We start from the raw sequence: 16,389 nt of genomic DNA on the forward strand, positions 1-16,389 counted from the left end.
CATGTTCAAGAACCTCATCAACGGCGAGTGGCTCGACGGCCACGGCGTCTCCCGCAACATCAACCCGTCCGACACTCGCGACGTGGTCGGCGAATACGCGCAGGCCGACGCCGCCCAGGCCGAGCTGGCCATCACGGCCGCCACCGCCGCCTTCCCGGCCTGGAGCCTGTCGACGCCGCAGCAGCGCTTCGACATCCTCGACGCCGTCGGCACCGAGATCCTGGCCCGCCGCGCCGAGCTGGGCGACCTGCTGGCCCGCGAGGAAGGCAAGACCCTGCCCGAGGCCATCGGCGAAGTCGTCCGCGCCGGCAACATCTTCAAGTTCTTCGCCGGCGAGGCCCTGCGCCCGGGCGGCGAGAGCCTGCCCTCGGTGCGCCCCGGCGTCGGCGTGGAAGTGACGCGCGAAGCCATCGGCGTCGTCGGCCTCATCACGCCCTGGAACTTTCCCATCGCCATCCCGGCCTGGAAGATCGCGCCGGCCCTGGCCTGGGGCAATTGCGTCGTCTTCAAGCCGGCTGACCTGGTGCCCGGCTCGGCCTGGGCCCTGGCCGAAATCCTGTCGCGCTCGGGCCTGCCGGCCGGCGTCTTCAACCTCGTCATGGGCCGCGGCTCGGTCGTCGGCGAGAAGCTGCTGAACGACCCGCGCGTGGCGGCCATCAGCTTCACCGGCTCGGTCGGCACGGGCCAGAAGGTGGCTGCGGCCTGCGTGTCCCGCATGGCCAAGTTCCAGCTCGAGATGGGTGGCAAGAACCCCATGGTGGTGCTGGACGACGCCGACCTCGGCGTGGCCGTCAACGCGGCCGTCAACAGCGGCTTCTTCTCCACCGGCCAGCGCTGCACGGCCTCCTCGCGCCTCATCGTCACCGAAGGCATCCACGATCGCTTCATCGCGGCCATGGTCGACAAGATGAAGGCGCTGAAGATCGACGACGCGCGCAAGGCCGGCACCGACATCGGCCCCGTCGTCGACGCCAGCCAGCTCGGCCAGGACACCGACTACATCGGTATTGCCAAGGCCGAAGGCGGCACGCTGGCCCAAGGGGGCGAGCGCATTGAGCGCAACGCCGACGGCGCACCGGGCTTCTACCTGACGCCAGCCCTCATCACCGAGACGACGGCCGCCATGCGCATCAATCGCGAGGAAGTCTTCGGCCCCGTCGTCAGTGTCATCCGCGCCCAAGACTACGAGCACGCCCTGGCGCTGAGCAACGACACGCCGTTCGGCCTGTCCGCGGGCATCGCGACGACCTCGCTCAAGCACGCCACCCACTTCAAGCGCCATTCGCAGGCCGGCATGGTCATGGTCAACCTGCCGACGGCGGGCGTGGACTATCACGTGCCCTTCGGCGGTCGCAAGGGCAGCAGCTACGGCCCGCGCGAGCAGGGCCGCCATGCCGCCGAGTTCTACACGACGGTGAAGACCGCCTACACGCAAGCCTGATCAACCCCTTTCGGCACCACCGCCCGGCAGAAGGCGGAGCCGCTGCATTGCCCGGAGACAACCCATGAACACCGCCACCGCCTCACTGGCTCACGCCAGCAGCGCCAGCCGCACCAAGAAGCGCTTCGCCATCCTGGCCATGCTCTTCGTCGTCACGACGATCAACTACGCCGATCGCGCCACCCTCTCCATCGCCGGCCCGGCGCTCTCGAAAGAGCTGGGCATCGACGCGGTCACGATGGGCTATATCTTCTCGGCCTTCGGCTGGTCCTATGTGATCGCGCAGTTGCCCGGCGGCTGGCTGCTGGACCGCTTCGGCTCCAAGCTGGTCTATGCCTGCAGCATTTGCATCTGGTCGGTGTTCACGTTGCTGCAGGGCGGCATCAGCTTCATCACGGCCAATGTCGGGCTGGCGGTCGTCACCTTGTTCGCGCTGCGCTTCCTCGTCGGCGCGGCCGAGGCGCCGTCCTTCCCGGCCAACGGTCGCATCGTGGCGGCCTGGTTCCCGGCCAACGAACGCGGCACGGCCTCGGCCATCTTCAACTCGGCCCAGTACTTCGCCACCGTGCTGTTCGCGCCGCTGATGGGCTGGATCACGCACAGCTACGGCTGGCCGGCCGTCTTCGTCGTCATGGGCCTGCTGGGCGTGGCCCTCAGCCTGGTGTGGATGAAGGCTGTCTACACGCCCAGGACCCATCCCGGCATCAACCAAGCCGAGCTGGACTACATCGCCGCCGGCGGCGCCCTGGTCAACATGGACCAGCCCGGCACCCAGAGCCGCAGCTTCGCGCCCAACACACCCAAGCTGGGCTACATCAAGCAGCTGCTGAGCAACCGCATGCTGATGGGCGTCTACGTGGGCCAGTACTGCATCACCACGCTGACCTATTTCTTCCTGACCTGGTTCCCCGTCTACCTCGTCAAGGAACGCGGCATGTCCATCCTGAACGCCGGCTTCGTCGCGGCCCTGCCGGCCATTTGCGGCTTCGCGGGCGGCGTGCTCGGCGGTCTGATCTCGGACGCGCTGCTGCGCCGGGGCAAGAGCCTGACCATGGCCCGCAAGACGCCCATCGTCATCGGCATGCTGCTGTCCACCAGCATGATCCTGTGCAACTACGTCGACAGCGCCGCCGTCGTCGTGGCCATCATGTCGCTGGCCTTCTTCGGCAAGGGCCTGGGCGCCCTGGGCTGGGCCGTCGTGTCCGACACCTCGCCGCGCGAGATCTCGGGCTTGTCGGGCGCCCTCTTCAACACCTTCGGCAACACGGCCGGCATCACCACGCCCATCGTCATCGGCTATCTGATCAAGGGCACGGGTTCGTTCAACGCGGCCCTGGTCTTCGTCGCCGCGAATGCGCTGATCGCGGTTTGCTGCTACCTCTTCGTCGTCGGCGAGATCAAGCGCTTCGAACTGAGAAAGCAGGCCTGACCGGCCTGCGGCGAGGGCGCCACAGCAAGCTCCTCGCAAGCCCGTCGTCACGGGTCTTTCATGACGGATTTCTAGTCTGCCGGGCTTTTGCAACAAGCGGCCACGCCGCTTATGAGAAAGCCCGCCATGCGCCACCGCCCGACGTCCCCGCACGCCCTTCTTCCGCTGAGCCGCTGTCTCGCGCTGGCCGGGCTCACCCTGTCCTTCGGCGCCCACGCCGACGAGGCAGCGCGGCCGGACGCCAACCCCATCAAGCTCGAAGCCGTCACCGTCACGGCCCAGTCGGGCGCCTATCGCAAGGAGAAGAACACCGCCTCGGCCGTGGCGCCCACGCAGGCCAGCCTGACGGCCACGCAGCCGCAGTCGGTCATCACGCGCGAGTTCATCGAGCAGTCGGTCGCCCCCACCGCCGAGTACAGCCGCATTGTCGCCATCGCGCCCAGCGTGTCGGGCGACTCGGCCAATGGCCCCGGCCTGTCGGAGACCAAGACGACGCTGCGCGGCTTCAGCGACGACCAGTACAACATCACCTTCGACGGCATTCCCTGGGGCGACACCAACAACCCCGCCCATCACTCCACGTCCTTCTTCCCCGGCGCCGTCATCGGCGGCGCCGTCGTCGAGCGCGGCCCGGGCAATGCCAGCAACCTCGGCTTCGCCACCTTCGGCGGCTCGCTGAACCTGTTCTCCAAGCAGGCCGGCAAGGAGGCCGGCGGCAGCGTCTTCGCCTCGGTCGGCAAATGGAACACGCGCCTGCTGGGCGTGGCGCTGGAAAGCGGCCAGATCGCCTCGCTGAACAAGGCCACGGTGCAGCTCAATGTGCAGCGCCTGTCCTCCGACGGCTACCTCAGCGGCAACCAGATCGCCAGCAACAACGTGACGCTCAAGGTCGATCTGCCGCTGTCGGCCGACCACACGCTGACCGGCTTCGCCTCCGTCAACCGCATCCGCTATGTGCAGCCCGACAACAACAAGGGCCCGACGCTGGACCAGGTCGCCAAATACGGCAAGAACTACAGCCTCAACGACGACCCGACAAGCTTCAACTACACCGGCTTCAACCACACCGGCAAGGCGACGGACTTCGAGTACCTGCGCCTGCGCTCGCGCTGGTCGGCCGGCTTCTCGACCGAAGCCCAGGCCTACAGCTACAGCTACGACAACCAGACCATCTCGTCGACCGACCCGACCGGCGCCACCGCCCCCGGCACCAAGGCCGGCCCCAAGGGCAATGCCGACATCCCCGGCATCGACAAGCAGAACAAATACCGTGTGATGGGCGGCATCTTCCGCACCGAGACCCAGCTGTTCGACACCGGCCTGCTGCGCGCCGGCGCTTGGGGCGAAAGCTCCGACACCGACCGCCACCAGTACGACCTGGACCTGACCCTGGGCGTGCGCGACCCGCGCGAGACCAAGCCGACGCCGGTGCAGAACGCAAGCGTGCTGTTCGACCAGCAGTCGCGCATCTCGTCCTTCCAGCCATATGCCGAGTTCGAGTGGGAGCCGCTGGCCGGCACCACCATCACGCCCGGCTTCAAGCATGTGGACATCACGCGCTCGGTCAGCGCCCTGGTCAACCAGACGACGCGACTGCCGCAGAACGCCAGCGTCAACTTCGGCGCCAACCTGCCCTTCCTGACGCTGAACCAGCAGATCGGCCAGGGCCTGGCCGCCTATGCGCAATACGCCAAGGGCTTCCAGATCCCCGACCTGAAATCCTTCTACATCGCCGACCCGACCCAGAACAGCAGCGACCCGCAGAAGTCCACCAACTACCAGCTCGGCATCGTCGGCAAAAGCGCCGCCTTCACATGGGACGCCGACGTCTACAGGATCAACTTCACCAACAAATACGTCTCCAACGGCCTGGGCGGCACCGCGGCCGCCTACGTCAACATCGGCGGCGCGGTCTACAAGGGCGTGGAGGGCCAGGCCACCTGGATGATCGGCGGCGGCTTCGCGGCCTATGCGAACGCCTCGCTCAACAAGGCCACGGCCAACGACACGGGCAAGACCATCTCGGGCGCGCCCGACATGACGGCGGCGCTGGGCGCCCTCTACAACAGCGGCCCCTGGGGCGCCTCGCTGATCTTCAAGCGCACCGGCCGCAGCTACCAGCAGGACTACGACGCCGCCAACCCGGCCGCCTACGAGGCCTACCGCATCGCCGCGACGACCAACACCGACCTCAGCCTGTCCTACCGCTTCACGGCCCTGGGCTGGGGCGTCAAGGGCCTGAAGCTGCAGCTCAACGTCTTCAACCTGATGGACAAGCAGGACGTCACGTCCATCAGCCCGGCCAAGGTCGCCAAGTACGACCAGTACGTCTTCCAGGCGCCGCGCAGCTGGCAGCTGTCGGCCAAGGCGGAGTTCTGAGCCGGACCGGGCGCCCTCAAGCGTCCGGGCTCCCCGCGCTGAACTCGATGCGGTGCTTGCCGGCCCGCTTGGCGGCATACATGGCCTGGTCGGCGCGGGCCATCAACGCCTGCGCCTGCAAACCGTCGTCGGGCCACAGCGCCACCCCCACGCTGGCCCCTACACCGACCGTCGCGCCGCCCGGCAGTGCCACCGGCACCTCCAGCGCCTGCAGCATGCGCATCAGCACCGGCTCGACATCCTCGCGCCGGTACACGGCGTTCAGCACGACGACGAACTCATCGCCGCCCAGACGGGCCGCCAGGTCCCCGGCGCGGATGCTCTGGCCGATGCGACGGGCCATCTCGCGCAGCAGCGCATCACCGGCGTCATGCCCCAATTCGTCGTTGACGGCCTTGAAGCCATCGAGGTCGATGAAGGCCACGGCCAGCTTGTGGCCACCCTGGCGCGCCTGCCGGATCGCGCCGGCAATCGCCGGGTCCAGCTGGGAGCGGTTGGGCAAGCCGGTCAGCTCGTCGTGGCTGGCGCGATGCTCGGCGCTCGCCTCGCTGGCCTTCGCGCGCGAGATGTCCACCATGACCCACATCGACTGCCCGTCTGGCAGCCGCACGCCGCTCAGGTCGATCCACACCAGGCTGCCGTCCTTGCACCGCATCTGCACCTCGGTGCGGTACTGCCGGCCTTCGGCCAGTCCGGCGTAGGCCTGTCCGACACGCCGGTAGTCGGCCTCGTCGGCATAGACCTCGCGCGTGGGCCGGCCGATCAGCTCGCCCGGCTCGTAGCCCAGCATGCGTGCCAGCGCGCGGTTGTGCCAGACGGTCTGGCGGTCGGCCGCCCTGGCGATGCCGACGATCTCGTTGTCCAGCATGACCTGCTGCTCCGCAGCCAGCTGCGCCAGCGCGACCTGGGTACCCAACAAGTCGCGCTGGCGCAGCAGCACGAAGGCCGACAGCGTGACGACGAGCAGCCCTAGCAGCCCGCTGAGCAGGCCCAGCTGCACGGCCTCGCGCCGCCAGGGACCGTAGAAATCCTGGGTATCCAGGCCCACCAGCACGGTCAGCGGATAGCCCGCCACGCGCTGGTAGGCCGAGGCACGCTCGATACCATCCAATGCGGCGCGCGTGACGTAGAAGCCGCTCTCGCGGCGGTGGGTCAGCACGTCGGCCAGCTCGGCCGAAACCCGGTTGCCCCCGATGCCGGCCAGGCGGTCGGTCGCACCGGGCACATAGCGGGCGACGAGGTTCAGCGCGTCGGTGCGCAGCGCCACGGCGCCGCGCGTGCCGCGGGCCACGGTCTCGAAGCGGTCGATGAAATGCTCCGCCGACAGCACCGCGTAGGCGATGCCCAGAAAGCGCCCGTCGCGGCCCCGCAGGGCCCGGGCCATCACGATGCTCCAGCGTCCCGTGACACGGCTCAGCAGCGGCTCCGACAGGGCCAGCGCGTCGGGCCGCTCACGCGCCTGCGCGAAATAGGGCCGGTCGCCGACGCTCACCGGTGCGGCGCTGTCGCTGGTCAGCACGCGGCCCTGGTCGTCGGTAATCCGGATGCCGTCCACCTCCGGCAGCAGCCGGCGCTGCCCGTCGATGATGACCCGCGCCGCGCCGACATCCAGCGGTCCGTCGGGATGCCGGCGCTCCAGCTCCTGGATGATGGAGGCCAGCGTGCTGTCGATCAGGCGGATCTCGGCCGCCACGTTCTGGCTGACGGAGCGGGCCAGGTTCTCGACGGTCTGACGGGCTCGGTCCGTGTGCGCCTGGTGGCTGGAGCGCGCGGACAGCCAAGCCACGCCGGCCAACAGCACGAGGAAGAGCAGGTTGCCTGCGATCAGCAGGCGCTTGAACTGACGGGACAGACGCTGGACGGGCATGAAGAAGGCGGCGCAAGGCCCTGCCCTCCACATGTTACGGCCGGGCACCGCACCGGCCGGCTCCTCACGGCCGCCGGCTCCAACGGGCCACCCAGGCCTCGTAGGCCGCGAGCGTCTTCACCGGCCAGTTGCCCCACCAGGCATAGCCGTTGCGGCGCTCCAGGCTGATCTCGTTGACGTCGTCGTGCAGGCTCTTGTCGCGGTCACCGAAGACGGGCTTGAGCGTGGTCGCGTCGTAGTAGCGCGCCCACAGCGGCCCGGCACCGGGCTGCTCGACGAGGCGCCGGCCCTGGGCCTCGTCGACCTTGATCCAGGCCCGGTCACGCACGGCCAGTGATTTCAACGTCGCGATGCCGCCCTTCACCGCGTCAACAACGGCCGGCGAGGGCTTGGGCAGACTCATCAGAAAGGCCAGGGCCTTGGCGCTCTCGCCGCTGCACAGGGCCGGCGGCTCGTAGTTGCGGGCCGAGGCCGGCGCCAGCGTCAGCGGGTCGTGCTGCTGGGCCCACAACGCCGGCCTGCCATTGAGGCGGATCTGCGTGGCCAGCAGCGACTGCACGGCGCGCGCTTCGGCTGCCGCGGCCTCGGCCTTCAACGCCGCCGGCAGAAAGCCCAGATCCAGCTCGCTCTGGGACGCCGCGCCCATCAGCTCGGCCACCTCTACCAGGGCGTTGTCGTTCAGCGTGATGGCGTCGTGATAGCCGCCCTGCAGCGGCCAGACCTGGGGCCAACCGCCATTGGGAAACTGCGCCGCCAGCAGATAGCGCAGGCCGCGCTCGACCGACTGGCGGTAGGCGCTGCCCGCCTCACCCGGGAACTGTGCCGCCACGCGAGCCAGGAAGCGGATCTCGTTGATGGTGGCGTCGTTGTCGATGGTGCCGACATAGCTCCACTGCGGGTCCTTGGGCGTGTCGAAGTCGCCGGGCGTGGGCTTCTTGAGGTTGTTGTCGGCCACGAAGGCCTGACCGCGCTCGCGCGGCGGCTGGTCGCGTGGCTGGTTCTTGCCCCAGCCGCCGGCCGGAGTCTGGAAGCTGAGGATGTTGCGGGCCACGAGCAGGGCCGCGTCGCCCGCGTACCAGGCGGCCGGCTTGTCCAGCGGCATGCTGCCCTCGCTGTGGCCACCGGCGGGCGCTGCAGGCAGCGTTGTCATGTCCTGGCGCTCGGCGGCCAGCGCGGCACGGTCGGCGGCGCGCTGGGCGTCGGAACGGGCCAGGTAGTCGGCCCAGGGCTTGCGCTCCGCCTCCGGCAGCGCCGCCACCCGCTCGGCATTCAGCGGCAGGGCCGGCGGGATGACGCCGATCTGCGCCCCGAAAGCCGAGGACGAGATGAGCAGGGCAAGCAGGGTGAGGCGGCGGGCAGCGGGCATGGGAGGCGCCGAAGTTGGGGGTGGCCGGCAATCTACCGGCTCGTGCAAGCCGCGAGGGCGCTAATCTGGCGCCGCTCACACAGTTGATCGACACATGATTCATTGCGCGCGTTTCCCGGCGCTGGTCGCCCTGCTGGTGCTGGCCGGTTGTGCCACGCCTCCACCGCCGCCGCCCGCGCCGGCCCCGGCGCTGGTCGGTCTGCAACAGGCCTGGGTGCAGGCCGTCGCCGGCCCGGCCTGGGCGGTGCGGGCCCTCACGGGTGAAGCCAGTTGCCCGACGCTGCACTGGCCCGGCGGCAGCGCGGCCATGCAGGAGCGCAGCGCCCCCGGCGACGAGACCCCGCCGCCGGGCAACAAGGAGCCCGAACGCAAGCCGACGCACTTCACGCTGCGCGCCTGCGAAGCTCCCTGGCCGGCCGACGCCGACAGCGTCCAGGTCGGCGACATCAACCTGCAGGCCCCCGCCGCCGAGGTTCGCCGCATCGTCGTCATCGGCGACACCGGCTGCCGCCTCAAGGCCTCGGACCGCGATTTCCAGGGCTGCAGCGACGCCTCGGACTGGCCCTTCCCCCGCGTGCTGGCCCAGGCGCTGGCCCTCCAGCCCGACCTCGTCATCCACGTCGGCGACTACCACTACCGCGAGAGCCCCTGCCCGGCGGGCATGACTGCCTGTGCCGGCAGCCCCTGGGGCTATGGCGACGACACCTGGCAGGCCGACTTCTTCCAGCCCGCCCGGGCCCTGCTGGCCGCCGCCCCCTGGGTCTTCGTGCGCGGCAACCACGAGGCCTGCGCCCGCGCCGGCCAGGGCTGGCTGCGCTACCTGGACGCCGAGACCGGCCCGGCCCGGGCCTGCCAGCCCGCGGGCGCGGACGTGAACGACGGCGACTTCACGGCCCCCTTCGCCGTGCCGCTGTCGCCGCGCAGCCAGCTCATCATCTTTGACTCGTCGGAGATCGGCAGCCGCACGCCGCCCAAGGGCTCGCCGGCCTGGGCGCGCTGGCGCGAGCAGCTCGACCGCGTGGCGGACCTGGCCCGGGGCGGCGCCCAGAGCCTGTTCGTCGACCACCACCCCAGCCTGGCCTTCAGCCCCAGCCCGACCGGCGCGCCGGCCACCGTCCGCTCGGGCCTGACCCCGCTGCTGCAGGACGCCTTCGGCCGCCGCCTCTTCCCGCCGGGCGTGCAGGCCAGCCTGCATGGCCACATCCATATGCACGAAGCCCTGGGCTTCGCCAGCAACCACCCCGTCACCCTGGTCATCGGCAATGGGGGGTCGGCGGCGTCGGGCCGGGTCAACGACGCCGCGGCCCTGGGTTACGAATTGCTGCCCGGCGCCCGGCTGGAGACGGTGCAGACCCACACGGATTTCGGCCTGTCCCTGCTGACGGCGACGCCCGAAGGCTGGCAGTTGCAGGCTCTGAACGCCCTGGGCCAGCCGCTGTCGACCTGCTGGCTGGCCGGGCAGAAACTCAGCTGCTGAGGACACAGCTTGTCACCCTGGCCTACCCCTGACTTTCGACAGGCGGCACGAAAAGTAACGCCCGCGCATTCCATCACTGCCTACCCGATTTGAAGGGTTTCCGGCAAGTAAATCGATGCTGCGCATAAATCACCGGCGGCTAAACTGGCCTCACCTGTCAAGCTGTTTCGACAGGATCACGTTGATAGAGGACTCGGCTACATGAGCTCCAGATTGAAAGTCGCCGGTTGGGTTGCCCTCGGTGCCGTCGCGGGTGCACTCACCACGATGCAGATCCAGGCCAACGCGCGCAGCAGCTTTTCGCCGCTGCCCCTGGACGAGATGCAGCAGCTCGCGCATGTCTTCGGCCTCGTCAAGAGCGACTACGTCGAATCCGTCGACGAGAAGAAGCTGATCAACGACGCCATCGCCGGCATGGTGTCCGGCCTGGACCCCCACTCCCAGTTCTTCGACAAGAAGACCTTCAAGGAATTCCGTGAAGGCACGACCGGCAAGTTCGTCGGCGTCGGCATCGAGATCGGCATGGAAGACGGCCTGGTCAAGATCGTCTCCCCCATCGAAGGCTCGCCCGCCTTCCGCGCCGGCCTGAAGAGCGGCGACCTGATCAGCCGCATCGACGACACCCCCGTGCGTGGCATGACCATCGACCAGGCCGTCAAGAAGATGCGCGGCGATCCGTCCACCAAGGTCAGCCTCACTATCTTCCGCAAGGGCGAGAACCGCAGCTTCCCCGTGACCATCGTCCGCGAGGAGATCAAGGTCCAGAGCGTGCGCGCCAAGGTCGTCGAGCCGGGCTATGGCTGGATCCGCGTCAGCCAGTTCCAGGACCGCACCGTCGACGACTTCGCCAAGAAGCTCGAGGAGCTCTACAAGCAGGACCCCAACCTGAAGGGCCTGGTGCTCGACCTGCGCAACGACCCGGGCGGCCTGCTGGACGGCGCCATCGCCATCTCGGCGGCCTTCCTGCCCAAGGGCGTGGAAGTCGTTTCGACCAACGGCCAGATCGCCGAATCCAAGGCCAGCTACAAGGCCGATCCGGAAGACTACCGCCGCCGCCCCAGTGACGACCCGATCAGGCGCCTGCCCGCCGCCCTGAAGAACGTGCCCCTGGTGGTGCTCGTCAACGAAGGTTCGGCCAGCGCTAGCGAGATCGTGGCCGGCGCCCTGCAGGACCACCACCGCGCCATCGTCATGGGCGCCCAGACCTTCGGCAAGGGCTCGGTCCAGACCGTGCGCCAGCTCGGCCCGGAAACGGCCCTGAAGATCACGACGGCGCGCTACTACACGCCGAGCGGCCGCTCCATCCAGGCCAAGGGCATCGTGCCCGACGTGCTGCTGGACGAAACCGCCGAAGGCAATGTCTTCGCCGCCCTGCGCATGCGCGAAGCCGACCTCGAGAAGCACCTGAACAACGGCCCCGAGACCGAAGAGAACGAAGCCCGCACCAAGGCCCGCGAGGAAGCCCGCCAGAAGCTGGAAGCCGAGTACGCCAAGCGCGCCGAGCCGCCCAAGCCGCTGCCGGAGTTCGGTTCCACCGAGGACTTCCCGCTGATGCAGGCCTTGAACAAGCTCAAGGGCCAGCCGGTCATCGCCTCCAAGTCGGCAGTCGAGCGCAAGGCCGAAGCCAAGACCACGGAATAACGACAAAGACTCCGGACTTCACGGACTTCAAGAAGCACAAGGGCCTCGCAAGAGGCCCTCTTTTTTTGCGCCGCGCGCTAGCGACGTATGAAGGCGAGCGCGCCCAGGGCAGCGGCGGCGCCCAGGGCCGGCACGGCCCGCCAGCCGAAATGCGCCAACAAGCTTGAACCCAATGCAGCGCCGCTGGCCATGCCGACGAACATCGAGCTGACCAGCACCGCATTGAGCCGGCTGCGCGAGGCCGGGTCGAGGCTGTAGACGACGCTCTGGTGCGATACGAGGGCCGCCTGCACGCCCAGGTCGAAGACGATGGCCACGGCCACCAGCAGCCACAGCGAAGCGGGCGCCAGCGCCTGCACCGCGAAGGCGGCCAGCACGAGCAGGGCCCCGACGCGGATGACGGCCTGCGGGCCGCGCCTGTCGGCCAGCCCCCCCGCCAGCGGCGCGGCCAGGGCGCCGGCCGCACCAGCCAGCCCGAAGGCGCCGGCCACCGCGCTGCCCTGGCCGAAGTCCGGCCCCGCCAGCACCAGGGCCAGCGTCGACCAGAAGGCGCTGAAGGCCACGCTCAGCAGGCCTTGCGCCAGGGCCGCCCGCCGCAGCGCCGGGTGCCTGGCCCACAGGCCGGCCATCGACGCCAGCAGCGAACCGTAGCCTGCCGACGTCGCCGGCACGAAGCGGGGCAGGCGCCGCCACAGCAGCGGGATCAGCAACGCCACGGCGACGGCGGCTATGCCGTAGACCGCCCGCCAGCCGGCCAGGGCCGCCAGCGAGCCCGCGGCCACCCGCGACAGCAGGATGCCCAGCAGCAGGCCCGTCATGACCTGGCCGACGCGCTTGCCGCGCTCGGCATCGGGCGCCAGCGTGGCCACGGCGGGCACGATGTCCTGGGCCAGCGTGGCCGTCAGCCCGATGACCACGCAGGCCAGGCACAGGGCCACGAAGCCCGGCGCCAGCGCGGCGAAGGCAAGGGCTGCGACCAGGGCAACGGACTTGACCGCGATGATGCGCCGCCGGTCGAAGCGGTCGCCCAGTGGCGACAGCAGCAGGATGGCCGCGGCATAGCCCAGCTGGGTCAGCGTGGGCAGCAGGCCGATGGTGGCGCTGCCGACGCCGAACTGCTCGGACAGCAGGCCCAGCAGGGGCTGGACGTAGTAGAGGGAGGCGACGGCCAGGCCGGTGGCCGTGGCGAGCAGCAGCGTCAGCGCGGGGCTGAGCGGTGCGGGAGTCAGGGAGGGCGACGTCATGGGGCCGCGAGTGTCGGCCCAGGCCGCAAGCCCCTGCCCGTGCACGGGTCTCCCGCCGATGGCCTGGCGCTATCCTGCCGGCCATGACTGACGACGATCTGCTGCGCTACTCCCGCCATCTGATGCTGGACGAGATCGGCATCGAGGGCCAGCAGCGCCTGCTGGACGCCAGCGCCCTCGTCATCGGCGCTGGCGGCCTGGGCTCGCCCGTGGCCCTCTATCTGGCCTCGGCCGGCGTCGGCCGCATCACCCTGGTCGACCACGACACGGTGTCGCTGACCAATCTGCAGCGCCAGATCGCGCATGACATGGGCAGCCTGGACAAGCTCAAGGTCGAGTCCGCCGCCGCCCGCATGGCGGCCCTCAACCCCGGCGTGAAGCTGCGCGCCATCGCGCTGAAGGCCGATGCCGCCCTGCTCGACGAAGAGGTCCCGCGCGCCGACGTCGTGCTCGACTGCACCGACAACTTTGCCACCCGCCATCTCGTCAATGCCGCCTGCGTCCGTCACGCCAGGCCGCTGGTTTCGGGCGCAGCGATTGGCTTCGACGGCCAGATCAGCGTCTATGACAGCCGCTCGCGTGAACTGCCCTGCTATGCCTGCCTGTTCCCGCCGGAATCCGGCTTCGAGGACGTGGCCTGCTCCACCATGGGCGTGTTCGCGCCGCTGGTGGGCATCGTCGGCAGCATGCAGGCCGCCGAGGCCCTCAAGCTGCTGGCCGGCGTGGGTGAGCCGCTTGCCGGGCGGCTGCTGATGCTGGACGGCCGGCGCATGCAGTGGAGCGAGATCGCCATGCAGCGCGACCCGGAGTGCGCTATTTGCGGCGCTGGATGAAATCCGGCGGGTGCCTCGCAATGGGGCACAAAATCCAGTTCCAAAGACCACAGAATCCCGCCCGCCCATGAAGCCCACCGACGTCCCGACGCGCAACTTCCCGACTGCGAAGGAAGAGTGCCGCGACCTGCCCCCGCATCCCGACTACGACGGCCCGGGCGCCGCCTACAACCTGGCTTTCAAGGACGAGCCCTTCCTGCTGCGCCAGGACATGCGCGCCGTGCGCATGCAGCTGGAGCTGATGAAGCCCGAGCTGCTGCAGAACGAGCAGGGCGTCAAATCCACCATCGTCATCTTCGGCAGCGCCCGCATCCTGTCGGCCGAGGCCGCGCAGGCCCTGCTGACCGTCGCCGAAGACCGCGGCGACGAGGCCGGCGCCGTCAAGGCGCGCCGCCAGCTCGCCATGAGCCGCTACTACGAGGAAGCGCGCCGCTTCGCCCAGATCGCCACGGCCGCCTGCAACGAGCGCGGCAACCACGTCGTCATCGCCACCGGCGGCGGTCCCGGCATCATGGAAGCCGGCAACCGTGGCGCCTACGAGATGGGCGGCAAGAGCGTCGGCCTGAACATCGTGCTGCCGCACGAGCAGTACCCCAACCCCTACATCACGCCGGAGCTGTGCTTCCGCTTCCACTACTTCGGCCTGCGCAAGATGCATTTCCTGATGCGCGCCGTCGCCCTGGTCTGCTTCCCCGGCGGCTTCGGCACGCTGGATGAGCTGTTCGAGACGCTGACGCTGATCCAGACCAAGAAGAGCCGTCCCCGCCCCATCCTGCTGGTCGGCCGCGAGTTCTGGAGCCGGCTGCTCAATATCGAGCTGCTGCTGGAGACCGGCATGATCAGCCCGGGCGACGAGCAGCTCTTCCACTATGTCGAGACCGCCGAGGAAGCCTGGGCCATCCTCGAATCCCAACCCGAACTCGCCGCACCTGCGGGCGCCTGATGCCATGACCAAACTCCGCAATGTCTCCCTGATCGGCGCCCCCACCGACATCGGCGCCGGTGCCCGTGGCGCCAGCATGGGCCCCGAGGCCATGCGAGTGGCCGGCCTGGCCGAAGCCCTGCGTGCCCGCGGTGTCGACGTCGTCGACCGCGGCAACCTCAGCGGCCCGTCCAACCCCTGGCTGCCGCCGACCGACGGCTACCGCCATCTGCAGGAAGTGGTGGCCTGGAACCAGACCGTGCATGACGCCGTCTACAACGAGCTCAAGACCGGCCGCATGCCCATCCTGCTCGGCGGCGACCACTGCCTGGGCCTGGGCTCCATCAGCGCCGTGGCCCGCCACTGCCGCGACGCCGGCAAGAAGCTGCGCGTGCTGTGGCTGGACGCCCATGCCGACTTCAACACCAGCGAGCTGACCCCCAGCGGCAACATCCACGGCATGCCCGTGGCCTGCCTGTGCGGCTTCGGTCCCAAGGAACTGATCGAGATCGGCGGCCACGTGCCGGCCATCAGCCCGAAGTGGATCCGCCAGATCGGCATCCGCAGCGTCGACGAGGGCGAGCGCGCCTTCGTGCACGAGCACGACCTCGAAGTGTTCGACATGCGCTTCATCGACGAAATGGGCATGCGCCACACCATGGAGCTGGCCCTGGCAACGCTCGACGACAACACCCATCTGCACGTCAGCTTCGACGTCGACTTCCTCGACCCCGTCATGGCGCCCGGCGTCGGCACGACGGTCGGCGGCGGCCCGACCTACCGCGAAGCCCATCTGTGCATGGAGATGATTGCCGACACCGGCCGCATGGCCTCCATGGACCTGATGGAGCTGAACCCCGCCCTGGACGAGAAGAACCGCACCGCGCTGGTCGCGGTCGATCTCATCGAATCGCTGTTCGGCAAGTCGACGCTGATGCGCAAGTAAGTCGCTCGCCATGGACGCCACGCCCTATCTGCTCGTCCAGCTCAGCGACCCGCACATCACCCATCCGGGCCGGCTGATCTGCGGCCGCGTCGACACCGCCGCGGCCCTGCGCCATGCGGTCGAGCGCGTGCTGCAGATCCGCCCGCGGCCGGTGGCCGTGCTGATCAGCGGCGACCTCGTCGACGCCGGCCATCCGGCCGAATACGCCCAGTTGCGCGAACTGCTGCAGCCCCTCATCGACGCCGCCTTGCCGCTCGCCCTGCTGCCCGGCAACCACGACGCGCGCGAGCCGCTGCGGCAGGCCTTCGCCGCGCTGCCGAAGGTGCACTGCGGCGAGGCCGGCGCGCCGGCCATCCAGTACGCCCTGGACCTGCCCGGCCCGCTGCGGCTGGTGGTGCTGGACAGCCTGGTGCCAGGCCGGCCCGAAGGCGGCTTCGACGACGCGCGACTGGCCCAGGCCCGGGCCCTGCTGGCCGAGCGACCGTCCGTTCCCACCATCGTCGCCCTCCACCACCCGCCGCACGCGACCGGCCTCGTGGTCATGGACACGATGTCGCTGCGGGACGGCCTTGCCGGCTTCGAGGCGCTGATCGCCGCCCACCCGCAGGTCCAGCGAGTCGTCTGCGGCCACCTGCACCGCATGACCCTGGGCCGGGTGGCGCATGCCGCCACCCTCAGCGCGCCCTCCACGGCCCACCAGGTCGAATTGAATCTCGGCACGGATGCACCGCTGTCCATCGCGCTGGAGCCGGCCGGCTGGCTCATCCATGCCTGGGGGCCGGGCCTGCCGCTGGTCAGCCACCTGGCTCACGCCGGCACACCCGAGTTGATCTCAGACCATTAG

The 16,389-nt window shown here is 69.5% G+C and carries 12 protein-coding genes; 9 read left to right on the top strand and 3 right to left on the bottom strand.

What is annotated here, in order from left to right; all coding sequences use genetic code 11:
• Window position 1 precedes the first annotated feature (1 nt).
• The 3 genes from AC3WOE_RS20110 to AC3WOE_RS20120 all read left to right on the top strand — a co-directional run bounded on the left by AC3WOE_RS20110 (window position 2) and on the right by AC3WOE_RS20120 (window position 5,249).
• Entirely contained in the window at window positions 2-1,441 is a 1,440-nt protein-coding gene (locus AC3WOE_RS20110; protein WP_492692948.1) for an aldehyde dehydrogenase family protein, read from the top strand.
• Between the two features lie 64 nt (window positions 1,442-1,505).
• On the top strand, window positions 1,506-2,870 hold the full coding sequence (locus AC3WOE_RS20115; protein WP_492692949.1) for an MFS transporter: 1,365 nt from the start codon (window positions 1,506-1,508) through the stop codon (window positions 2,868-2,870).
• 126 nt (window positions 2,871-2,996) lie between these two features.
• A complete protein-coding gene (locus tag AC3WOE_RS20120; protein WP_492692951.1) occupies window positions 2,997-5,249 on the top strand; it encodes a TonB-dependent receptor in 2,253 nt (750 codons plus the stop codon).
• A gap of 16 nt (window positions 5,250-5,265) precedes the next feature.
• Here AC3WOE_RS20120 and AC3WOE_RS20125 read toward each other — a convergent pair whose 3' ends face one another.
• Window positions 5,266-7,116 carry a sensor domain-containing diguanylate cyclase gene (locus AC3WOE_RS20125; protein WP_492692953.1) on the bottom strand — a complete coding sequence of 617 codons (1,851 nt, stop codon included), beginning with the start codon at window positions 7,114-7,116 and terminating at the stop codon, window positions 5,266-5,268.
• 64 nt (window positions 7,117-7,180) lie between these two features.
• Window positions 7,181-8,482: a pectate lyase gene (gene pelA / locus AC3WOE_RS20130; RefSeq protein WP_492692955.1), complete on the bottom strand. Its 1,302-nt coding sequence runs from the start codon at window positions 8,480-8,482 to the stop codon at window positions 7,181-7,183.
• 94 nt (window positions 8,483-8,576) lie between these two features.
• On the opposite strand from pelA, the gene AC3WOE_RS20135 reads away from it, so the two are divergent.
• Entirely contained in the window at window positions 8,577-9,959 is a 1,383-nt protein-coding gene (locus tag AC3WOE_RS20135; protein ID WP_492692957.1) for a metallophosphoesterase family protein, read from the top strand.
• Window positions 9,960-10,160: 201 nt separating this feature from the next.
• The gene (locus AC3WOE_RS20140) at window positions 10,161-11,600 is read left to right on the top strand and encodes a S41 family peptidase (protein ID WP_492692959.1); all 1,440 of its coding nucleotides are present in this window, start codon (window positions 10,161-10,163) and stop codon (window positions 11,598-11,600) included.
• A gap of 77 nt (window positions 11,601-11,677) precedes the next feature.
• Here AC3WOE_RS20140 and AC3WOE_RS20145 read toward each other — a convergent pair whose 3' ends face one another.
• The gene (locus AC3WOE_RS20145; protein WP_492692960.1) at window positions 11,678-12,844 is read right to left on the bottom strand and encodes an MFS transporter; all 1,167 of its coding nucleotides are present in this window, start codon (window positions 12,842-12,844) and stop codon (window positions 11,678-11,680) included.
• Between the two features lie 83 nt (window positions 12,845-12,927).
• Here AC3WOE_RS20145 and AC3WOE_RS20150 point away from each other — a divergent pair, with 83 nt between their 5' ends.
• From AC3WOE_RS20150 to AC3WOE_RS20165, 4 genes are all read left to right on the top strand, one after another.
• A complete protein-coding gene (locus tag AC3WOE_RS20150; protein WP_492692962.1) occupies window positions 12,928-13,677 on the top strand; it encodes a HesA/MoeB/ThiF family protein in 750 nt (249 codons plus the stop codon).
• Window positions 13,678-13,744: 67 nt separating this feature from the next.
• Complete coding sequence (locus AC3WOE_RS20155; protein ID WP_492692963.1) at window positions 13,745-14,620, top strand: LOG family protein; 876 nt, start codon at window positions 13,745-13,747, stop codon at window positions 14,618-14,620.
• Window positions 14,621-14,624: 4 nt separating this feature from the next.
• The gene (rocF, locus tag AC3WOE_RS20160; RefSeq protein ID WP_492692964.1) at window positions 14,625-15,545 is read left to right on the top strand and encodes an arginase; all 921 of its coding nucleotides are present in this window, start codon (window positions 14,625-14,627) and stop codon (window positions 15,543-15,545) included.
• A gap of 10 nt (window positions 15,546-15,555) precedes the next feature.
• A complete protein-coding gene (locus AC3WOE_RS20165) occupies window positions 15,556-16,389 on the top strand; it encodes a phosphodiesterase (protein ID WP_492692966.1) in 834 nt (277 codons plus the stop codon).

The sequence above is a fragment of the Roseateles sp. FW305-36 genome, assembly GCF_058787015.1.